The sequence below is a fragment of the Klebsiella sp. RCJ4 genome (assembly GCF_009025755.1).
Lineage (GTDB): Bacteria > Pseudomonadota > Gammaproteobacteria > Enterobacterales > Enterobacteriaceae > Klebsiella > Klebsiella michiganensis.
Genome location: NZ_WCIN01000043.1, coordinates 48,696 through 70,314, shown reverse-complemented (window position 1 = coordinate 70,314; position 21,619 = coordinate 48,696). Strand labels below are relative to the sequence as shown.

Here is a 21,619-nt window from a genome sequence, read left to right as displayed (position 1 = left end):
GTTATTACTAACATCACGGATGTATTAATCAACGGGGAGCATGCCAGAGGTGAAGGACAGTAAAAATATGTAAAATCTTTATTTTTCTTCGTAGAAAGATGAAAGCATAGGGCCAAAAATACGGAGAAATATATGAACTTATCAATGCCTTGGAGTTTAGCTGGACGCCTTTTCAAGTGGATATGGGATAAAATTACTCGATTATGGTTACTAAAGACCTATCAAAAATCTCACGAATACAAAGCTAGTCGTCTTCGGTTAGGAGCGCGTTGGGAACCACTTGGCGAGTACCTGGAGTACTCGTTGCGCCTTTCTAGTTCTGCCGATCATGAAACAGTAAAATCCTGTATAGCTTTTCGGGCAAAAGAAATTCTGGTAGAGAATATTAAACTTTATTTTGAAGCGTCTGGACATGGTATTCGTTACCAGCAGAAAATTGATTTGGTAAATCTGGACCAATCTGTCCTGATTGTTCACTTAGATCAAATTCCTCGGCAGGAGCTTGTGGAGGCTTCTGAGCGCGGTATATTTTTTTCGATTACCGAAACGCAGTTAACTCAATGCGTCATTACGTTAGCCGGGGGCCAAAAACAGCAACCCTTTGATTCAATAAGGTCCCATCTAACATATAACTGGTTGCTAAATGACAAATGGGTGCGACGCTGGGGAGAGTTATGGAACTGTAATACCATTGAGCATGCGAAAACCGAAATGAAGTCTTATTGGCGTTGGCGATTGGGAGAATTTAAACATTTTTCCCTTTACAGTGCTGGGCTCGGACCTTATCCCTGGAATGGAATATTACGCAAAAGCCTGTGCAAGCTTTTGATCAACCACCATATTATCACAATACAGTTCTGGCTGGCGGTACATTCTGGACGGTATGTTCTTGGAGATGGAAAACTGAAGCTCAATCAGCGACGAATTAGAAAAGTGAAACCCAGCAAAGCTTCGAACCTTTGAGCTCAGTTGCATTTTTCATTCCGAGTCCTAGGCGCTGGGGACTGACAAAGATATTACCATGAAATGGCCTTCGCTGCAGAAACTGTCAGTCCTCCTGTAAGCACCTATGACGATTATATGGTGCTTTAACGCATCACTTTGTTCCAGTCGATTACATGGCCAGCAGCCTCGAGTTCTCGGGAAAGAGATTGCTTCCATCCATTATTATCATCCATCGGTTCCCAAACAACACCGGCGAAATCACTGGGTATTTCTACTGCCCCTTTTTTAAGGGCGCAGACTTTATCTCGTCCAAGGTGACCAATAAAAAAACCTAACTCCAGAAGCACATTTTGGCGTGCTCTGGGTTCAAGCGTACCACCTTTTACACACCCTTCATCATCAGGGGTAAGTAGGACAACCGCAAATCCCACGTTGCCGTATTCAATAACTTTCTCAATAACAGTTCGACCCCGATTAGCCTGTTCATGCAATATAATTGCTTCCAGACCAAGGCGTTCCAGAAAGCGAGCCACTTTTTCACGGGAACCCTCATCGTGACCATGAACAATAAATACTTTCTTAGATAGAGGGGGAGTTAACATGGTCTGGGGAATTCCCTTCGATTGAATGTAGTTTTTGTAGTCCCGAATAAAGGGAATGATTAACTGACCGGTGAGCGCATGAATATTGCTGATAATTCTTTTACCAGAATAAAAGAAATTAATACTGAAGTGGACGGCATAGCTAGGATCTGCGCCTAATTTCCAGATTAAAAGTAGTGTTAGGCCTAGCTCTTTTCTGGGATCTTCTGGCCAGTCAAGAGTTGCACTTCCGACCATAGATCTCGCAGATTGTGCACTCTTTTCAAGAAAACTCTCTAAGTCAAGATCTGCAACTAATTCTTTATTATAAGGCTCAAGATCAGGATGTTTCAGAAGTTGAGCAAGTTTTTTTAAAGGACGTTCAAAGGTTTGTGCCTGTGAAGCCTGTAGGTCCAGAACGGCATTATTAATATCTGCAAATATATCCTTTGACATCAATTTTCCTCGTTATTTTTAATTCTGAACTTTGTAGCTTTTTGGATCAAATTTTCACGATATGCTTGCTTCATTTGCTCGGCCAATGGACCAATAATCGAATTGGATGAGTATTGAGAAACTCGCTCGTCAACTATTTGATTTATCTTTTGAATTGCATTTTCAATACTGGCTGGATCTTGTGGGTCAAAATGCACAGTACCTAAATTTCCATCCAACTCACTCAGTGCCAACTGGGCCACTTTCAACTCTTTTTGTAGCTTGTCTAAACCGGTAATTTTTAACATGGTTGCAACCTACTGTTTTATTGATAATTTAGAGGCATTGAAGATTATACCTCGGCCTGGAAAATTATTCACACTGGAGTGGTCGACAAAATGTGGTCACGACACGAGAAATTTCTAGAACAGCTAGAAGTCCCCTCCTGGCGCAAAGCCAATCCTTGGCCCTAAAAATTAATGAACACATCTAATAAACCCTAGCTAATTACCCCATCTAATCGAATAAATCAGTTTGCGTTATGCTTTTCCAACACAACAGCTGAAGGATAACGTCATGCAAACTGTAAAACTGAACAACGGTATTGAAATGCCCCTGCTGGGCTTCGGTGTGTTTCAGATGTCTGATCCCGCTGAATGCGAAAGAGCCGTTATTGATGCCATCGATACGGGATACCGCCTAATCGATACCGCCGCGTCTTACCAGAATGAAACCCAGGTCGGGAATGCCCTGAAACAGACCGATATCGCCCGTAATGAGCTCTTTGTGACGACCAAACTCTGGCTACAGGATACGAATTACGAAGGCGCTAAAGCCCAATTCGAACGCTCCCTGAATCGGCTGCAACTTGATTACGTTGACCTTTATCTGATTCATCAACCTTACGGCGATGTCCATGGGGCATGGCGTGCTATGGAAGAACTGCAGCAGGCAGGCAAAATTCGCGCCATTGGTGTCAGCAATTTCCATCCTGACCGACTGGCCGACCTTATCGCCTTCAACAACGTGGCTCCTGCGGTGAACCAGATTGAAGTTAACCCCTTCAACCAGCAGCTGCATGCCGTTCCATGGAATCAAAGCCGTGGCATTCAGCCGGAGGCCTGGGCACCGTTTGCAGAGGGTAAAAATGGTCTGTTCCAGCATCCCCTGCTAACAGCAATTGGCCAGAAGTACGGTAAAAGCGTGGGCCAGGTTGTGCTGCGTTGGATCTTCCAGCGAGGCATCGTTTCACTGGCGAAATCGGTCCGCAAAGAACGCATGGCTGAGAACATCAATATTCTCGATTTTGAACTCAGCGCTGAGGATATGCTGCAAATTGCCGCCCTCGACACCGCTACCAGCGCCTTCTTCTCTCACCGTGACCCGGCGATGGTGGAATGGCTGACTGGCCGAAAACTTGATGTTTAAGTCGCGATCAAAGAGGTATTCATTCAATGCAAAAACGTTTTCTGGGTAAATCCCGACTCGAAGTCTCCGCACTTGGGCTAGGCTGCATGGGCTTAAGCCACGGCTATGGCCCGGCGACCGATACTCGTCAGGCTATCGAGCTCATTCGCGCAGCGGTTGAACGTGGCGTCACCTTCTTCGATACCGCTGAAGTGTATGGCCCCTTTCTTAATGAAGAGGTTGTCGGTGAAGCCTTAAAACCATTTCGTGACCGCGTGGTCATCGCCACTAAGTTTGGTTTTACTTTTGGCGACGACAACAAGCAGCAGATTTTAAACAGCCGTCCGGAGCATATCCGTGAAGCTGTGGAAGGATCATTACGCCGTCTTAAGACTGATGTCATTGACCTGCTATATCAACACCGTGTCGATCCGGATGTACCCATCGAAGATGTTGCGGGTACCGTAAAAGATCTGATCGCTGAAGGGAAAGTTAAACATTTCGGTCTGTCCGAAGCAGGTGCGCAAACCATTCGTCGTGCGCATGCCGTACAACCTGTCACGGCGCTGCAAAGCGAATACTCCATGTGGTGGCGCGAGCCTGAGCAGGAGATCCTGCCGTTACTGGAGGAACTGGGTATTGGTTTTGTGCCCTTCAGCCCATTAGGCAAAGGATTCCTGACGGGATCGATTAAGCCAGGAACCACTTTTGGCAAGGATGATTACCGCAGCACCGTGCCGCGTTTCGCCGGGCAGGCGATTGAAGCCAATGAAAAGCTGGTCTCATTGCTGGGTGAACTGGCGGCAGAGAAAGGCGTGACGTCTGCACAAATCGCGCTGGCATGGCTGCTGGCACAAAAGCCGTGGATTGTTCCTATCCCTGGTACCACTAAACTGCACCGGCTGGAGGAAAACCAGGGGGCCGCCGACATCATCCTTTCTCAGGATGACTCGCGACAGATAACCCTGGCGCTTGAAACGATTAAAATCGTCGGCGAACGTTACTCTCCTGAGCACCAGGCCCGCGTAGGCCGTTAATACCCGGACGGGTCCGCTGCAATTGGCGGACCCGTTATTCTTGATAGCGAAGTGCATCGATCATCAGCGCAAAAGCGGGGGGATGCTGCTTGCGGCTCGGGTAGTAGAGGTAATATCCGGGGAAAGACGGGCACCACTCCTGCAGAACCTGAATAAGCTCTCCTGACTTTATATAATCCTGCACCCTGTCTTCAGGTATACAGGCGATGCCAAAACCGGATAACGCCGCATCAATTCGTTCCGCCTGCAGATTAAACGTGACCTGCCCTTCTACTCTAACCCGTAACGGCTTCCCATCCTTCTCAAACTCCCAGTGGTAAAGCCCACCGGCTGTCGGCAGGCGCATATTGATACACCGGTGATTTTGTAGCTCGTGCGGCGTTTCAGGTGCAGGATTTGCAGCGAAATAAGACGGCGCTCCCACCACAGCCATTCTCATGTCCGGGCCAATTCTTACCGCAATCATATCCTTATCCACGCTTTCGCCCAGGCGGATCCCGGCATCAAAACGCCCCTCAACAATATCGACAAAGCCGTTATCCACCACCAGTTCGAGATTAATTTCCGGATATTCCCTGAGGAAGGGTTTTAGCTTCGGCCATACCAGACTTCGCGCGGCATGCTCCCCGGCTGATAAACGAATATTGCCAGAGGCGGTGCCGTTCAGCTGAACGAGCGATTCCAGTTCCTGCTCAAGATCGGCAATACGCGGTTCAAGGCAGGCAATAATTCTCTCACCGGCTTCCGTAGGGGCAACGCTTCGGGTCGTGCGGGTCAGAAGGCGAATATTCAGCCTTTCCTCCAGGGACTTCATCGCGTGGCTGAGTGCAGACTGAGAAACGCCCAGTTTGCCCGCTGCTTTGGTAAAACTTCGCTCCCTTGCCACCACAAGAAAGATTTGCAGTTCATTGAAATTTTCTTTGAGCATCGGCGATTTCCTTATGGAGGCATTCCCTTCATGGCACACTCATGAAGGGTATTCATAGACACAATCATTTTAGCCCCATTACTGACAATAATGATAATTGATATGCTGACCTTATCGAAAATAAGTCTGAATTATCAGAAGATTTATCATGAAAATACTCGTTGCAGGGGCGACAGGAAGTATTGGCCTTCATGTCGTCAATACCGCTATCAAAATGGGCCATCAGCCTGTAGCGCTGATCCGAAATAAGCGCAAAGTGAAATCGCTTCCTCGGGGAACAGATATTTTTTACGGCGATGTTTCATTGCCTGAAACACTCACCGAATTACCGAAAGATATTGATGCCATCATTTTCACTCTCGGTTCCGATGGTCAGGGTCGTATTGGTGCCAGGGCGATAGATTATGGCGGAGTGCGCAATATTTTACGAATATTCAGGGATGTATCTGTTCGTATCAGCCTGATGACCACGATTGGCGTGACTGAACGACTCAGCACCTGGAATCAACGCACTGAGGTTCATGACTGGAAAAGACGTGCCGAGCGTCTGGTCAGGACCACTGGTCACCCCTATACCATCGTCAGGCCCGGCTGGTTTGATTACAACAATGATGATGAACACAGGATCGTTATGCTTCAGGGGGATCGTCGCCATGCAGGAACACCGGAAGATGGTGTGATATCCCGGGAGCAAATCGCCCAGGTTCTGGTCAGTGCCCTGACCCACGACGAGGCAAAAAATAAAACGTTCGAACTGGTGGCTGAACGAGGTGAAGCACAGCATGATCTTACCCCACTGTTTGCAGATCTGCTGGCTGATGATCCACAAAAAATTGATGGGGCTCTGGACATAGACAATATGCAGCTCAGAGAAGAACCGGAGTGCATTATTAACGAACTGAACCTGTATTCAAAAAAATTAATCAATCTACAACCCTGACAATTTTGTCATATAGCGGTCAGTTTCATGACAGCTTAGGTCTGTATATTTGAATGTACAGAGGGGGAGAGTTCCCCTGATACGAATCCAGTTTCAAACATAGATTTTAAAAGAGGTATTAGATATGAAAGCACTGCTTATTACTACATTGATTATGGGGTTTATTTCTGTGAATTCCGTTTCTGCTGCTCAAGAAATTAATCATGCAGATGGGAAAGAAAAGATCGGTGTCGTCTCAGCCAGCAATGCCTATACGCTTGATGAGTTATCGGATGTTCTTTCTCGTAAGGCTGATGAGCAAGGGGCAACATCATTCAAAATCCTGTCGACAACGGGGGATAACAGGCTACACGGGGTTGCTGAAATCTATAAGTAAATCACTAGCATCCCGAACAGGATGTGTCACAGCCCTCTTATAGTGAGCGTCGTTCTATGTTCAGAACAGAAGACATCATCGATGAGATAATTCAATGGATTGATTCAAACTTACATAAACCGCTGAAGATAGAGGATGTTGCTGCGCGGGCAGGATACTCCAGATGGCATCTTCAGCGGATTTTTGTGCAGGTGAAAGAAGTTAGCCTTGGGAAGTACATAAGAGATACGAAACTTAAACTTGCAGCAAAAGATCTTATTGATACTAATGAATCAATTATGGAGATCCTTTATAAGTATGGATTCGATTCCCAACAGACATTTACGAGGGTCTTTTCCAAAACTTATAAATCCCCACCCATGATGTATCGGAAAATCAATAAATTGACCATTACTAAAGATAGGTCCAAATCTTTACCTTTATAAATTCATATAGACACCACAACCTTTGTTACATTTACTGAAATACTTTCTAATTACCAATAAAAAATGAGAACATAATTTCAATAAAACCATTTAAGAAGAAAAATTAATTGAATTAATAAAAACTCAAAGGTTCCATCAACGTTAATCTTTAATTCCCTATTTTCGATACACTTGTTGTGATTTTCCAAGTCTTAAAAAGGTTAACGCATAAGCCTCTCAAGTCAGTAAGTGCCTCATCGCATAGAATAAAAATCATCAATTGTGATATAGATCACGAAAATTGTGCATAGCACTCATTGTTCAATTACTGTAAAATATTGTTATTTCAAACTTAGTGATGACTATTATGGGTGAATTTTCAAAATACGTTGGTGAAGTAGGCGAAGATATTGTCAATGATTTTCTAACTCTATTTGGTTGGCGAAACATGTGCAATAATAAAAAAGTAGATTGCTGTGTTTCAACACATGAAAAAATAACACATGGTGTCGATGCTTTATACGTATATGATTCTCTACTTCAAAAACAGACATTAGTTAGTGTTGTTGTTTCTGCTAAATATTCTGCATCATCTTACACCAGTGTCAAATCAACCTTTAGAGATCATTTTAAAGATATTGCCAACACAATTGAATGCTACAATAAATCACAACTAAAGAGGAACATTACAAAAAACTTTAAAGGCAGTTCTCGAAAAGAAGATATTGGTGTATTATTTTATTTAAACAATGATGAGAATGAAGAAAAAGATAACATTAAAGGTACCATAGCAAATACCAGAATTGATAGCACATTAAAATTTAATACAATTCATGTCATTGATAATGCAAGAGCTAAATTCTTATTCGAATCATTAAACTTCATTAGAAAAAAATATAAAGATTGTGATTTTTTTTGCAATAATACGACATTAAATATAGCGTCTTCAAAAACACACACAAAAATCATGCCAGTAGAATATATCACATCACCAATAATCCCTATATCCGTTGCATCTGATAATGGTCGAAGATTTATTTTACTTTGCGATTTCGATTTTAGTAAAGAGTCCCTAATTCTTGTTTTCAATTTAGCCAGGAAATTATGCTCTGACTTTTCAAGTCACTATGAAATATACTTCAAACAATATAACGCGCTCACCGATGATCCTATAATAGATGAAGTTAAAATGTCACAAATAAATGAAGATGATGACATCATAGAGAGCATAGATGTACAAATCTCATCTTATAATTCTAACTTCAGGAATATCAAAAATGAGAAATAAAATTGACTTTATTCCATCTGGCGACGAATTAAAAAATCTAGTTGGACAAATGAATTGTACAGCCACAATAATTAATAACATATTGCGGGAGAGAGGGGTTTTCTGCTCTTCTTCAGAAAAGACCATAACGGTTCCTAATCTAATAACTTCTTTTTTGAGTCCTGAAGAGTCCTATGAATTACTCCAAAGCATTAAAACAAAAGAAAAATTAGATAAAGTTAATTTTCGTAATTTTGAGATTGATAATGACGCTGAACTTTTAGAAGAACTTAGTGGATGTATCGATGTTGATGATTTAATAAGTAATGAATATACTAACATTGAAATTTCTGATTTTAACGATTTTACATCATTAGATGGTAAATCAAATAATTCTATAATAATGGAGTTCGAGTTATGTCGTAAAGATATATTAGATGATTGGTATATTACCGAGAAATTTTTCAGAGGTTCTGTAGAAATTAAGAAAGATTATGATGGCGAACGTGCTCAACTATTAATGAATGTTAAATTGAATCATACATCGCCAGAAACAAAAGAAATATCTGAACGAATTGTGTCGTTAGTTGAAAGTAAACTCCTTAAAGATCAAATCATCAAAGACTCCCCTCATGGCGGGAAAGTACTCTTTAACGATTTTGAAAATGAATATCGTGTATCATTTTTAAGCGAACTTGCTAAACAGCACATTGGGTATGAATTTTACTATAAAAAAATTGATGATGTTCATTTCAATCCAGATAAAGATGCAGATTACTCTACACAACCTCAATTAGTAACCAATTTCCTTGAAAAAGATATTGAGCAATATCGGGTTAAAGGGGATCTTGATAAAATCATATCAATAAAATGGAAACATATTCACCCATACGTTAAAGTAACTAAAGTGTTAGCTAGTTATACAATTGCACATGGGAAATATGAGGGCGATTGTAAAGTCTCATATGAATTTAGCGATTACGGGCGTAAAAACTCTCTCAATCCAGAATTATGCATTACTGTTGTAAACATAAAAATGAAAGGGGCCTCTCAAGAGAGGTTGAATGAAATACAAGACTTAATAATGCGACAAATCGAGACAAGAAAAGCTGAATTACTCCGTAAGTACAAAAAATCATAATCATGAAACCCCATCACTAATTTATCAGAGATGGGGTTATATAAATATTAAAAATGGCTGTATTTTATTAAATAAAAAACCCCAGAAAGAATCATTAGTATGAAATATTATTCATAACAGTTTTAAATAATCACTATACCACTGCATCATTTCCCTTCTCCCTTCCAGGTATTGAGCGTGGTTATACGTTCCACGAATTGAGTTCTTATCAACATGAGCCAGCTGTAGCTCGATCCAGGCCGAATCAAATCCCTGCTCATGCAAAATGGTACTCATCGTGTGGCGGAATCCATGCCCTGTAACGCGCCCGGCATAGCCGATACGCCTGACCAACACAGTCAATGCCATATCACTCATCGGTTTCTTAGGATCATTACGTCCAGGGAACAACAACGCTCCTGCTCCCGTCATGGGCTTAAGCTGATTAAGCAGGTCAATTGCCTGGCTTGATAATGGGACCAGATGAGGGCGGCGCATTTTCATGCGTTCCGCTGGTACATTCCAAACCTTTTTCTCAAAATCAAACTCCTGCCACTCCGCTTGCCTCAACTCCCCAGGCCTTACTCCCGTTAAAATAAGCAATTGCATCGCAATCTTAACAAGCACACTACCGGCATAGGTGTTCAGAGTTTGAAGAAACTCAGGCAATTCATCCTGGGTTAAAAATGCATAATGCTCTTTCTCATGAGGAGTCACGGCGCTGGCTAGATCAGGAGCTGGATTGTACTCAGCCCTCCCAGTCACAACGGCATACTTCCAGACCTCTCCACAACGCTGACGAACCTTGCGGACTTTCTCTGTTGCCCCTCGTGCTTCTATCTTTGAAAGAACTGCAAGCAACTCCATCGGCTTGATATCTTTGATTGGCCGGTGACCGATATAAGGAAATACATCTTTCTCAAAGGTTCTCATCATCTCTTCACGATAGGACACAGACCAGCGGTCATAGCGACGCTGATACCACTCCCGCGTGAGAGCCTCAAACGAGTTTTCAGCGTCTTGTTGACGACTAAGTTTCTCAATTTTCCGTTCAAGAGAAGGATCGTTGCCAGCCGCTAATGTCCTTTTAGCATCCTCTCGCTTGCTTCTGGCTTCAGCTAAAGAAACATCGGGGTAAACGCCAATAGCGAGCAGCTTCTCTTTACCTAGTGAACGGTATTTGAGACGCCAGTATCTTTTGCCGTTGGGATTAACCAGCAGGTAAAGACCTCCACCATCAGCGAGTTTGTAGGGCTTCTCTTTGGGTTTCGCAGTTTCAACCTGACGAGCAGTCAGCTTCATTGGGGGGTACCTCTCAGCAGGGGGTACAATTATACCCCCATCCATACCCCCACATTGAGCTTGACCCTGGGGGAGTACAATTGAGTTCAATAGACTAATAGAATGCTATAACTGCTGATTTATCAAGGGAAAATTGAGTTTGGTAGACTTCAGGAAACTTGAGTTTGGAGCGGGCGAAGGGAATCGAACCCTCGTATAGAGCTTGGGAAGCTCTCGTTCTACCATTGAACTACGCCCGCGAAGAGGTGCGAGGGCCATTATAGACCTTACGCACCCGCTGACAAGCCCATAACAGGCTAACTGTCGATAAAATAACCTTTTAGCACTTAGGCTTACTGCCCTGCGGCGGCAAATAGCGCAGCGGGTCGATCGCCGTCGCCCGGTAGCGAATCTGGAAGTGCAGGCGCACGGAGTCCGCATCCGAGCTGCCCATGGTGGCAATCTGCTGGCCAATCTTCACGCTCTGGCCGTTATTCACCATTAGCTTGTCGTTGTGCGCGTAGGCGCTGATATAGTCCTCATTATGCTTAATCATAATCAGGTTGCCGTAGCCGCGCAGCTGGTTGCCCACGTAGACCACTTTGCCCGCCCCTGCCGCATACACCGGCTGGCCGCGCTTACCGGCGATATCGATACCTTTATTGCCGCCATCGCTGGTGGAGTATGGCAGCACTACTTTACCGCTGGTTGGCCAGCGCCAGCAGCGTTGCCCGACCGGCGGCCAGGAGGATTGCGGCACCGCCGAAGATGGCGTCACGGCGGCGGTACGTTTCGTCGACGATTTCTTGCCGGATGCCCCCGCCTTCGCCGTGGTCCCGGAACCGCTGTTTAGCTTCAGCTTTTGCCCGACTTCGATGGTATAAGGAGGTGAAATATTATTGAGACGGGCGAGATCCCTGACGCTGGTGCCAGTGGAACGTGAGATAGCGTACAGCGTATCGCCGCGCTTCACGGTGTAGGTTGAACCGGAATCGGATGAGCTGGAACACCCCGCGACGATCAGGCTGCTCAGCAACATTATTGCAATAACAAAGCGTTTTCTCATCAGGCGTCCTGCGCTTAACACTAACATTCACCTCAAAACCAGGGCGATTATCATACCAGTCCCCAGGGCATTCCCCAATCGCTACCCGTCATACAGAAGTATTAAACGGATAGCCATGCGTAATAATATCCATCAACGCGGGCAGATAAGGCATAGACGGCAATTTGACCAGCGCCGGGTAGAATATTTGCGGCGAGGGGAAAACATCGACTACGTAACACTGGCTAAGTTTATCGGCTTCCACTTCAGAAGAAGGTAGCAGCGTCGCCGCCTGCAGTCCTGACTCCAGCCAGTCGAGGATCACGCCCGGCTGCGTAATATGCATAATCACCTTCGCGTTGATTCCGGACTTACGAAACAGCTCCATAAGCATCTCATAAGTCCCTGAATCCTTTGCTCTATGGAGCAGCACCAGCGGCAGCGCCGCCAGCGATGTGTAGCTATACGGATTAGACGGCGGCCCCGGCAGGCATCTTTTATTGATCACCGCGACCAGCTTAATCGGGTCAAAAGAGACATAATCAAAGCCTTCGCTACGGTAGGGGCGCTGGATTAAGGCGAAATCAATTGCGCCCTCGGTTAATAACGTTTCGAGATGGCTGGAGTCAGTAACGGAAATATTTATTGAGGTATCCGGATGACGTCGATATACCTCCATCAGCAACGCTTTAAAATAATTCTGATAGAGATGAGTTAAGCCGATTCTCAATTCAGTTCTGTTTTTGTGCGCAATATCCGTCGTTTCCCGCGCCGTATCCTCTACCTGGCGTAATATTTCACACGCTTTTCGATAGAGAAAAAAACCGGCTTCCGTAGGCTCAATGCGGTTTCCCCGGCGAACAAAAAGCGATACCTGAAGCTCCTCTTCCAGCTCCTGAATTCGCTTGCTGAGCGGCGGCTGCGCCATGTTCAGCGACTTCGCCGCCTGGCTCACTGAACCTTGTTCCACCACCCGACAAAAATAGCGTAAGCGCTTTAAATCCATCATCATTATCCGCAGTGTAATTTATCACCAGTATCACACTTAGTCGGAGAAATAAAAAGCCGCAGCGTTGCTCCTCATATTAATTAATCATTATTTAACACCTTGTTAAAATAAACTTTTTTGATCTACTGACCATCCGGTAAACGGTATTTGTTTATGCACGCCAGGGAAAATATTGTGCCGGGAGCAAAACTTCTTTTCCGAAGGAACATCCCATGGCAAATAGTGATAACAAAACCCCCTCATCGGTACATGATTTACGCTCCGCGCTGGAACTGCTGAAAACGCTTCCCGGCGAGTATGTTGAAACCGATACCGAAGTCGACCCGCATGCTGAACTCTCCGGCGTCTATCGTTACGTAGGCGCCGGCGGGACCTGCCAGCGTCCGACCCGCAAAAATGGCCCGGTCATGGTCTTTAACAAAATCAAAGGCTTTAAAGATATCAGCGTAGCGATTGGCCTGAATGGCTCCCGCCAGCGCGTCAGCCATTTCCTCCAGTGTGAACCGGCTAAACTGGGGCATCTGCTGAAGGATTCGGTGGAGAATGCGATAGCGCCGGTGATGGCTCAGGGCGCAGCGGTCTGCCAGCAAGTGGTCCACCTGGCGAGCGATGCCGATTTCGATCTGCGCAAGCTGCTGCCGGCGCCGACGAATACTGAAGAAGACGCCGGCCCCTATATTACGATGGGCCTGTGCTACGCCTCCGATCCAGAAACCCATGAGTCCGATATCACCATTCATCGCCTGTGCGTCCAGAGCCGCGACGAACTCTCCATGTGGCTAACGCCCGGCCGCCATATCGATGCTTTTCGCATGAAGGCGGAAGCGGCAGGCCAGCCGCTGCCGATTTCAATCAGCATCGGCGTCGATCCGGCCATTGAAATTGCCGCCTGTTTTGAGCCGCCGACCACCCCGCTGGGCTTCAATGAGTTAAGCATCGCCGGCGCGCTGCGCGGCAAAGCGGTGGAGATGACGCAGTGTAAAACTATTAACGAGAAAGCGATCGCCCACGCTGAGATCGTGATTGAAGGCGAACTGCGGCCCAACGCGCGCGTACGAGAAGATCAGAACACCCATACCGGCCGCGCGATGCCTGAGTTTCCGGGCTACACCGGCGAAGCTAAAGAGGCGATCCCGGTCATCAAAGTGAAAGCCGTCACTCACCGTATCAATCCTATCTGGCGCACCACCGTAGGGCCAGGCGAAGAACACGTCAATATGGCCGGTATCCCGACCGAAGCCAGCATTCTGGATATGGTCGAGCGCGCGATGCCCGGCAAGTTGCTGAACGTCTTCGCCCATTCCGCGGGAGGCGGCAAACTGCTGGCGGTGCTGCAGTTTAAAAAATCCTCCCCGGCGGACGAAGGGCGCCAGCGTCAGGCTGCTCTGCTGGCGTTCTCAGCCTTCCCGGAACTGAAGCACGTCATTCTGGTTGATGAAGACGTCGATATTTTCGACAGCGACGACGTGCTTTGGGCCATGCAAACCCGCTACCAGGGCGATGTCGATACGATCGTTATTCCCGGCGTTCGCTGCCATCCGCTCGATCCGTCGCAGGTACCGGAATACAGCCCGAGCATCCTGCAGCAGGGAATGTCCTGCAAAACGATATTCGACTGCACGGTGCCGTTCCATCTGAAGCACACCTTCCAGCGCTCCAGATTTAAAGAAGTGGACGTGAAGCGCTTCCTGCCGGATTTCGAATAAAAGGAGAACCTCATGACGGCACGCATCATCATTGGTATCAGCGGCGCATCCGGGTTTCAGTACGGCGTTAAGGCGCTGGAGCTACTGCGCCCGCATCCCGTTGAAGTCCACCTGGTCGTCTCTAAAGGCGCGGAAAAAACCTGCGAGCTGGAGACGGATCACCGCCTGGACGAGGTGATGGCGCTGGCCGACGTGGTGCATCCCATCGCGAATCTTGGGGCGGCTATCTCCAGCGGTTCGTTTAAAACGCTGGGAATGTTGATCGCGCCGTGTTCAATGCGTTCTTTAGGCGCCATCGCCCACTGCCTGACCGACAACCTGCTCACCCGCGCTGCGGACGTGGTGCTGAAAGAGCGTCGCCGCCTGGTGCTGCTGGCCCGGGAAACACCGCTGAACCTTGGCCATATCCGCAATATGGCCGCCGTAACCGAAATGGGCGGAATTATCTTTCCGCCGGTCCCGGCACTTTACCAGCGTCCGCAAACGGCGGACGACATCGTTACCCATAGCGTCAATCGCGCGCTCGATCTGTTTGACCTGCAGGTCAACAACATCCCCCGCTGGGGTGAAGGCGAGCTACGTTTTAATTAACCGGAAATTATTCAATGTTAATCGGCCCATATGTAAACGGAGCCGCCGTGATTATCGGCGGACTCATCGGCGCTGCGGCGGGCGGCAAGCTCCCCGAGCGCGTCAAAACGGCGCTGCCGATGACCTTCGGCCTGTGCTCCGTTGGTCTTGGTATTACGCTGGTGCTCAAAGTGAAATATATGCCCGCCGTCGTGCTGGCAATGGTGATTGGCGCCATCCTCGGCGAATTGCTGCATCTGGAAAAGGGCATCGGTAAAGCCGCAGGTTCCACCCGCGGTTTGATCAACAAGGTGCTGCCGCCGGTCAATGGCCTCGGCCATGAAGAGTTTACCGAGAAATTTGTCGCCATCCTGGTTCTGTTTTGCGCCAGCGGCACCGGTATTTTCGGCGCGATGACCGAAGGCATGAGCGGCGATCCGTCAATTCTGTATATCAAAACGATTCTCGATCTATTTACCGCCGGGATTTTCGCGACGCTGCTGGGCTACGCGGTGATGACCATTGCTATCCCGCAGGTCATTATTCAGGTGGCGCTGGCGATGCTGGCGGTGGTTATTCTGCCGTCGATCTCGCCTGATATGATGGCGGATTTCTCCTGCGCCGGCGGGCTGCTGATGGTGGCGACCGGGTTGCGTATCTGTAACATTAAGCTCTTTCCGGTAGCCAACATGTTGCCAGGGCTTGTTTTGGTAATGCCTTTGTCCCATTTATGGGCTACCCTAGTGGCCTGAGTACATGACCCGGCGGGTTTGTGCCGGGTCATTTTCTATTTCAGGAGTTGTCATGGCCGGGGAACATGTCATTTTGCTGGACGAGCAAGATAAGCCTACAGGTATGCTGGAGAAGTATGTCGCCCACACCCTCAACACCCCTCTGCATCTCGCGTTTTCCAGCTGGCTGTTCAATGAACAAGGCCAGCTGCTGGTCACGCGCCGCTCGCTGGGCAAAAAAGCCTGGCCAGGCGTATGGACGAACTCAGTCTGCGGGCATCCGCAAACCGGCGAAACCTTTGAACAGGCCGTTGAGCGCCGCTGCCGCTTTGAGCTCGGCGTCGAGATAACCCGCATCGTCCCGGTCTTTCCGGGGTTCCGTTACCGGGCCGTCGCGCCGAATGGCATTGTCGAAAACGAGGTCTGCCCGGTCTATGCGGCACGAGTCGCCAGCGCGTTACGGATAAATGCTGACGAAGTGATGGATTTTCAGTGGAGCAATCTTGCGGATGTGTTAAGCGGGATTCGCGCGACGCCCTGGGCTTTTAGTCCGTGGATGGTGCTGCAGGCGGCGGACGATAATGCGCGTAACGCATTAATCAGCTTTAGCAATCAGGCATAAAAAAACCCAGCTCTGCTGGGTTTTTTTATTCGCGTAATGCTTATTTTACCGGACGCATCGCCGGGAACAGGATCACGTCGCGGATGGTGTGGCTGTTGGTAAACAGCATCACCATACGGTCGATACCGATACCCAGGCCCGCGGTCGGCGGCAGGCCGTGCTCCAGCGCGGTAACGTAGTCTTCGTCATAGAACATCGCTTCGTCGTCACCGGCGGCTTTCGCGTTAACCTGATCGAGGAAACGCTGCGCCTGGTCTTCCGCATCGTTCAGCTCGCTAAAGCCGTTACCGATTTCACGCCCGCCGATGAAGAATTCAAAGCGGTCGGTGATTTCCGGGTTCTCGTCGTTACGACGCGCCAGCGGAGAGACTTCTGCCGGATATTCGGTAATGAAGGTCGGCTGAATCAGGTGCGCTTCCGCCACTTCTTCGAAGATCTCGGTCACGATGCGGCCCAGACCCCAGCTCTTCTCAACGTGGATACCGATGCTTTCCGCAATGGCTTTTGCAGAATCGAAGTTATCCAGATCGGCCATCTCGGTTTCCGGACGATACTTCTTGATCGCTTCGCGCATGGTCAGCTTTTCAAACGGCTTGCCGAAATCAAAAGTCTGATCGCCGTAAGGCACTTCAGTATGGCCCAGAACGTCCTGCGCCAGAGTGCGGAACAGGGATTCGGTCAGTTCGATCAGATCTTTGTAATCCGCATACGCCATATAGAGTTCCATCATGGTGAACTCTGGGTTGTGGCGAACGGAGATACCTTCGTTACGGAAGTTACGGTTGATTTCGAACACGCGCTCAAAGCCGCCAACCACCAGACGCTTCAGGTACAGTTCCGGCGCGATACGCAGGTACATGTCCAGATCCAGCGCGTTGTGATGGGTGATGAACGGACGCGCGGACGCGCCGCCGGGGATCACCTGCATCATCGGGGTTTCAACTTCCATAAAGCCGCGGCCGACCATGAACTGGCGAATGCCCGCCAGGATCTGCGAACGCACTTTAAAGGTGTTGCGCGATTCATCGTTGGAGATCAGATCCAGGTAGCGCTGACGATAGCGCGCTTCCTGATCCTGCAGGCCGTGGAATTTGTCCGGCAGCGGGCGCAGGGCTTTGGTCAGCAGGCGCAGCTCGGTGCAATGGATGGAGAGTTCACCGGTCTTGGTTTTGAACAGCTTACCGCGCGCCGCGATGATATCGCCGAGGTCCCATTTTTTGAACTGCTCGTTGTAGACGCCTTCCGCCAGATCGTCGCGGGCGACGTACAGCTGAATGCGGCCGCCAACGTCCTGCAGCGTAACGAAGGAGGCTTTACCCATGATACGACGGGTCATCATGCGGCCAGCGACGGCGACTTCAACGTTCAGCGCTTCCAGCTCTTCGTTTTCTTTGCCATCGAAGTCAGCGTGCAGTTGGTCAGAGGTATGGTCACGACGGAAATCATTCGGGAACGGGATACCCTGCTCACGCAGCGCGGCCAGCTTCTCACGACGGGCTTTCAGTTCATTATTAAGGTCAATTGCCGCGTCAGCGCCCTGTGCTTGTTGTTCAGACATGTTGGTTCCTCATAACCCTGCTTTCAAACTTGCTTCGATAAATTGATCCAGGCTGCCGTCCAGCACCGCCTGAGTGTTGCGGGTTTCCACCCCGGTGCGCAGATCTTTAATGCGGGAGTCATCCAGCACGTAAGAACGGATCTGGCTGCCCCAGCCGATGTCGGATTTGGTATCTTCCATCGCCTGCTTCTCGGCATTTTTCTTCTGCATTTCCAGCTCATAAAGCTTCGCTTTCATCTGCTTCATGGCCTGGTCTTTGTTCTTGTGCTGTGAACGGTCGTTCTGGCACTGGGTCACTAAGCCGGTCGGAATGTGGGTAATACGCACCGCGGATTCCGTACGGTTAACGTGCTGACCGCCCGCGCCGGATGCGCGATAAACGTCAATGCGCAGATCCGCCGGGTTGATGTCGATATCAATATCGTCATCCACTTCCGGATAAACGAACGCGGAGCTGAAAGAGGTGTGGCGGCGGCCGCCGGAATCGAACGGGCTCTTACGCACCAGGCGATGAACGCCGGTTTCGGTACGCAGCCAGCCGTAGGCGTAGTCGCCGATAATCTTGATGGTCACGGACTTAATGCCCGCCACTTCGCCTTCAGACTCTTCGATGATCTCGGTCTTGAAGCCGCGCGCTTCGGCCCAGCGCAGATACATGCGCATCAGCATGCTGGCCCAGTCCTGCGCTTCCGTTCCGCCGGAACCGGCCTGGATATCGAGGTAGCAATCGGCGCTGTCGTATTCACCGGAGAACATCCGGCGGAATTCCAGCTGCGCCAGCTTCTCTTCCAGCACATCGAGCTCGGCGACGGCTTCGTTGAAGGTCTCTTCGTCTTCGGCTTCAACGGCCAGCTCCAGCAGGCCGGAAACGTCCTCCAGCCCCTGAGACATCTGATCCAGCGTATCAACGATGGCTTCCAGCGAGGAACGCTCTTTACCCAGCGCCTGCGCGCGCTCTGGTTCGTTCCAGACGTCAGGCTGCTCCAGCTCGGCGTTTACTTCTTCGAGACGCTCTTTCTTAGCATCGTAGTCAAAGATACCCCCTAAGAACGTCCGAGCGCTCCGTGAGGTCCTGAATACGGTTTTTTACCGGATTTATTTCAAACATGGTCGGTTTCTTTTAATGGATTCGTCAAAATGCGGTGATAAGAGCGGAATTCTACCGGATTCGCGCCCTCATTAATATACTGTTCTCAATTTGGCCAGAGGTGGTCAATGATCAGCTGCAGGCTGCGGTTGCCGCGGAACTCATTGATATCAAGCTTATAGGCAAGCTGAACTTCGCGAACGCCGTTATCCGGCCAAAGGGAAGTATCAACATTGAACGCGATACCGTCCAGCAGCGGGCCGCCGCCGACCGGCTCAACCATCACCTTCAGATGACGCTCGCCGACCAGGCGCTGCTGTAGCAGACGGAAACGGCCGTCAAACAGCGGCTCCGGGAACATCTGCCCCCACGGTCCGGCGTCGCGCAGCATCTGCGCGACCTCCATGCTCATCTCTGCCGCCGCCAGCGGACCGTCGGAGACCACTTCCCCCTGCAGCAGCGCAGGATCGAGCCACTCGGTCACCAGCTCGCCGAAGCGCTGCTGGAACTCTTCAAAGCGCGCCTCTTCCAGCGATAGCCCCGCCGCCATGGCATGGCCGCCAAACTTCAGAATCAGCCCGGGATAGAGCGTATCCAGACGCTCCAGCGCATCGCGCATATGCAGCCCCTGAATCGACCGACCGGAGCCTTTGAGCGTACCGTCGCCGGTGGGCGCAAAGGCGATAACCGGACGATGGAAACGCTCTTTGATACGCGAGGCCAGAATGCCAACGACGCCCTGGTGCCACTGCGGATGGTACATCGCCAGGCCGCCGGGCAGCGTCTCACCGCTGCGCTCCAGCTTCTCACACAGGGTCAGGGCTTCCGCCTGCATCCCCTGCTCTATCTCTTTGCGCGTCTGGTTCAACGCGTCCAGCTCATTGGCCAGCACCCGCGCTTCGCCGGTGTTGTCGCACAGCAGCAGCGCCACGCCGACGGACATATCGTCCAGCCGCCCAGCCGCGTTAAGCCGCGGACCGAGCGCGAAGCCGAGATCGCTTGCCGCCAGCTTTTGCGGGTCGCGGTTGGCGATCTCCAGCAGCGCCTTAATGCCCGGACGGCATTTCCCCGCCCGGATGCGGCTCAGCCCCTGCCAGGTCAGAATACGGTTGTTGGCATCCAGCGGTACGACGTCCGCCACGGTGCCGAGCGCCACCAGGTCGAGGAGGTCAGCCAGATTCGGCGGCGCAATGCCGCGTTCCTCAAACCAGCCTTTATCGCGCAGAAAAGTGCGCAGCGCCAGCATCAGATAAAAGGCCACGCCCACCCCGGCCAGCGATTTCGACGGAAACTCACAGTCGCGCAGGTTCGGGTTAATAATCGCTTCCGCCGCGGGCAGCGAATCCCCCGGCAGGTGGTGATCGGTCACCAGCACCGGAATACCCAGCGCATGGGCGCGATCGACGCCAGCGTGCGAAGAAATACCGTTATCCACGGTCATAATCATCTGCGCGCCGCGGGCGTGAGCCTGATCGACCACTTCCGGGCTCAGGCCGTAGCCATCTTCAAAACGGTTTGGTACCAGGTACGAGACGTTGCCGTAGCCCAGCGCCCGCAGGGCCAGAACGCTCAGCGCGGTGCTGGTGGCGCCGTCGGCGTCAAAATCGCCGACCACCACAATATGCAGCCCCTGCTGAAATGCGCCGTAGAGCATCTCTACCGCTTTTTCGACGCCGGTCAGCTGCGACCACGGCAGCATGCCTTTCACGCCGCGTTCCAGCTCCTGCGCGCTACGCACGCCGCGGCTGGCGTACAGCCGCTGCAGCAGCGGTGGGAGATCGGCAGGTAAATCGACGCCGTCAGCCGCCTCGCGGCGGCGTAGTTGTATCTGTTGTTTCACGCGAATCAGTTACCGCTTGTCTGTTTTTGATGCTCATCAAGGAGCGCTTTCAGGTCTTTAGGATCGCGATAGCCGGGCATCAGCGTGCCGTCGCTCAGCACCATCGCCGGCGTGCCGTTAACGCCAAGCTGCACGCCCAGCATGTAGTGTTTAGCGATATCAACATCGCAGCTGGCCGGCTGCACGCCCTTACCGCTCATCGCGTCATCCAGCGCTTTGTTACGATCTTTAGCGCACCAGATAGCCTTCATATTCTGCTCGGCTTCGCTTTGCAGCCCCTGGCGCGGGAAGGCCAGATAGCGCACGGTAATACCCAGCGCGTTATAGTCGCTCATCTGCTCATGCAATTTATGGCAATAACCACAGGTAATATCGGTGAAGACGGTGATGACGTGTTTTTCCTGCGGCGCTTTATAGACGATCATCTCTTTTTCCAGCGCGTTCAGCTTACCGGCCAGCAGCGTATTGGTGACGTTTACCGGCTGCGCGCCGCTGACGTCGTACATCGGCCCCTGGATAATGTGCTTACCGTCATCGGTAACGTATATCACGCCGCTGTCCGTCAATACGGTGCTGATGCCTTTGATCGGCGAAGGTTGCACGTCCGAACTCTGCACGCCCAGCTTCGCCAGCAGTTGCTTGATCGCCGCGCTATCGGCATGCGCCGCACCGGATAAGGTGGTCGCCAGCAGAGTGAACATCAGTAAACCTTTTTTCATACTCAGTCCTT

The 21,619-nt window shown here is 49.9% G+C and carries 22 protein-coding genes and 1 tRNA gene; 12 read left to right on the top strand and 11 right to left on the bottom strand.

The genetic code is table 11. The features are described 5' to 3' along the window. Window positions 1-132 precede the first annotated feature (132 nt). Complete coding sequence (locus F8562_RS23200; RefSeq protein ID WP_049824833.1) at window positions 133-963, top strand: hypothetical protein; 831 nt, start codon at window positions 133-135, stop codon at window positions 961-963. A gap of 125 nt (window positions 964-1,088) precedes the next feature. Here the strand turns inward: F8562_RS23200 and F8562_RS23195 are convergent, their stop codons facing one another. Next, on the bottom strand, window positions 1,089-1,982 hold the full coding sequence (locus F8562_RS23195; protein WP_014839494.1) for a TIR domain-containing protein: 894 nt from the start codon (window positions 1,980-1,982) through the stop codon (window positions 1,089-1,091). Continuing rightward, window positions 1,982-2,269: a hypothetical protein gene (locus F8562_RS23190; protein ID WP_042934169.1), complete on the bottom strand. Its 288-nt coding sequence runs from the start codon at window positions 2,267-2,269 to the stop codon at window positions 1,982-1,984. The genes F8562_RS23195 and F8562_RS23190 overlap by 1 nt, the downstream gene beginning before the upstream one ends. 268 nt (window positions 2,270-2,537) lie before the next feature. Here F8562_RS23190 and F8562_RS23185 point away from each other — a divergent pair, with 268 nt between their 5' ends. Together F8562_RS23185 and F8562_RS23180 are read left to right on the top strand one after the other, a co-directional pair. Then, window positions 2,538-3,389, top strand: a complete 852-nt coding sequence (locus F8562_RS23185) for an aldo/keto reductase (protein ID WP_014839495.1) — start codon at window positions 2,538-2,540, stop codon at window positions 3,387-3,389. Window positions 3,390-3,415: 26 nt separating this feature from the next. Then, window positions 3,416-4,405 carry an aldo/keto reductase gene (locus F8562_RS23180; protein WP_014839496.1) on the top strand — a complete coding sequence of 330 codons (990 nt, stop codon included), beginning with the start codon at window positions 3,416-3,418 and terminating at the stop codon, window positions 4,403-4,405. Between the two features lie 34 nt (window positions 4,406-4,439). Here the strand turns inward: F8562_RS23180 and F8562_RS23175 are convergent, their stop codons facing one another. Further along, a complete protein-coding gene (locus F8562_RS23175) occupies window positions 4,440-5,333 on the bottom strand; it encodes a LysR family transcriptional regulator (RefSeq protein ID WP_014839497.1) in 894 nt (297 codons plus the stop codon). 148 nt (window positions 5,334-5,481) lie between these two features. On the opposite strand from F8562_RS23175, the gene F8562_RS23170 reads away from it, so the two are divergent. The 5 genes from F8562_RS23170 (at window position 5,482) to F8562_RS23150 (ending at window position 9,461) form a co-directional block, all read left to right on the top strand. Then, a complete protein-coding gene (locus F8562_RS23170; protein WP_014839498.1) occupies window positions 5,482-6,273 on the top strand; it encodes an SDR family oxidoreductase in 792 nt (263 codons plus the stop codon). Between the two features lie 124 nt (window positions 6,274-6,397). Continuing rightward, window positions 6,398-6,649 carry a DUF1471 domain-containing protein gene (locus F8562_RS23165; protein WP_014839499.1) on the top strand — a complete coding sequence of 84 codons (252 nt, stop codon included), beginning with the start codon at window positions 6,398-6,400 and terminating at the stop codon, window positions 6,647-6,649. A 56-nt stretch (window positions 6,650-6,705) separates the two neighbouring features. Further along, entirely contained in the window at window positions 6,706-7,074 is a 369-nt protein-coding gene (locus tag F8562_RS23160; RefSeq protein ID WP_042934170.1) for a helix-turn-helix domain-containing protein, read from the top strand. Window positions 7,075-7,420: 346 nt separating this feature from the next. Beyond that, the gene (locus F8562_RS23155) at window positions 7,421-8,341 is read left to right on the top strand and encodes a hypothetical protein (protein WP_014839500.1); all 921 of its coding nucleotides are present in this window, start codon (window positions 7,421-7,423) and stop codon (window positions 8,339-8,341) included. Further along, the gene (locus F8562_RS23150; protein WP_014839501.1) at window positions 8,331-9,461 is read left to right on the top strand and encodes a hypothetical protein; all 1,131 of its coding nucleotides are present in this window, start codon (window positions 8,331-8,333) and stop codon (window positions 9,459-9,461) included. Before F8562_RS23155 ends, F8562_RS23150 begins: the two co-directional genes overlap by 11 nt. Window positions 9,462-9,572: 111 nt before the next feature. Here the strand turns inward: F8562_RS23150 and F8562_RS23145 are convergent, their stop codons facing one another. From F8562_RS23145 to F8562_RS23130, 4 genes are all read right to left on the bottom strand, one after another. Beyond that, window positions 9,573-10,742 (bottom strand): tyrosine-type recombinase/integrase, encoded by a 1,170-nt coding sequence (locus F8562_RS23145; RefSeq protein WP_014839502.1) that lies wholly within the window; start codon window positions 10,740-10,742, stop codon window positions 9,573-9,575. A gap of 165 nt (window positions 10,743-10,907) precedes the next feature. Next, window positions 10,908-10,981 (bottom strand) — tRNA-Gly (locus tag F8562_RS23140). Between the two features lie 80 nt (window positions 10,982-11,061). Then, entirely contained in the window at window positions 11,062-11,787 is a 726-nt protein-coding gene (actS, locus tag F8562_RS23135) for an amidase activator ActS (RefSeq protein WP_004854045.1), read from the bottom strand. 88 nt (window positions 11,788-11,875) lie between these two features. Next, complete coding sequence (locus F8562_RS23130) at window positions 11,876-12,772, bottom strand: LysR family transcriptional regulator (RefSeq protein ID WP_032693800.1); 897 nt, start codon at window positions 12,770-12,772, stop codon at window positions 11,876-11,878. A 215-nt stretch (window positions 12,773-12,987) separates the two neighbouring features. Between F8562_RS23130 and F8562_RS23125 the strand changes: the two genes are divergently transcribed. From F8562_RS23125 to idi, 4 genes are read left to right on the top strand one after another with little or no spacing between them, the layout of a single operon-like run. Continuing rightward, window positions 12,988-14,481: a UbiD family decarboxylase gene (locus F8562_RS23125; protein WP_014226786.1), complete on the top strand. Its 1,494-nt coding sequence runs from the start codon at window positions 12,988-12,990 to the stop codon at window positions 14,479-14,481. Window positions 14,482-14,493: 12 nt separating this feature from the next. Beyond that, complete coding sequence (locus tag F8562_RS23120) at window positions 14,494-15,072, top strand: UbiX family flavin prenyltransferase (RefSeq protein WP_014226787.1); 579 nt, start codon at window positions 14,494-14,496, stop codon at window positions 15,070-15,072. A 14-nt stretch (window positions 15,073-15,086) separates the two neighbouring features. Then, complete coding sequence (locus tag F8562_RS23115; RefSeq protein ID WP_004105549.1) at window positions 15,087-15,803, top strand: DUF554 domain-containing protein; 717 nt, start codon at window positions 15,087-15,089, stop codon at window positions 15,801-15,803. A gap of 52 nt (window positions 15,804-15,855) precedes the next feature. Further along, window positions 15,856-16,404: an isopentenyl-diphosphate Delta-isomerase gene (idi, locus tag F8562_RS23110; RefSeq protein WP_014226788.1), complete on the top strand. Its 549-nt coding sequence runs from the start codon at window positions 15,856-15,858 to the stop codon at window positions 16,402-16,404. A 40-nt stretch (window positions 16,405-16,444) separates the two neighbouring features. Here idi and lysS read toward each other — a convergent pair whose 3' ends face one another. The 4 genes from lysS to dsbC all read right to left on the bottom strand — a co-directional run bounded on the left by lysS (window position 16,445) and on the right by dsbC (window position 21,608). After that, complete coding sequence (gene lysS, locus F8562_RS23105; protein ID WP_004134430.1) at window positions 16,445-17,962, bottom strand: lysine--tRNA ligase; 1,518 nt, start codon at window positions 17,960-17,962, stop codon at window positions 16,445-16,447. Window positions 17,963-17,971: 9 nt separating this feature from the next. Then, window positions 17,972-19,070 (bottom strand): peptide chain release factor 2 gene (prfB, locus tag F8562_RS23100; RefSeq protein WP_100248296.1). Its coding sequence is split into 2 segments (ribosomal slippage): window positions 17,972-18,994 and window positions 18,996-19,070, totalling 1,098 coding nucleotides; the frame shifts between segments, so codons are not numbered across the junction. Between the two features lie 85 nt (window positions 19,071-19,155). Further along, complete coding sequence (gene recJ, locus F8562_RS23095) at window positions 19,156-20,889, bottom strand: single-stranded-DNA-specific exonuclease RecJ (protein WP_014226791.1); 1,734 nt, start codon at window positions 20,887-20,889, stop codon at window positions 19,156-19,158. A gap of 5 nt (window positions 20,890-20,894) precedes the next feature. After that, window positions 20,895-21,608: a bifunctional protein-disulfide isomerase/oxidoreductase DsbC gene (dsbC, locus tag F8562_RS23090; RefSeq protein WP_004854054.1), complete on the bottom strand. Its 714-nt coding sequence runs from the start codon at window positions 21,606-21,608 to the stop codon at window positions 20,895-20,897. Window positions 21,609-21,619 lie beyond the last annotated feature (11 nt).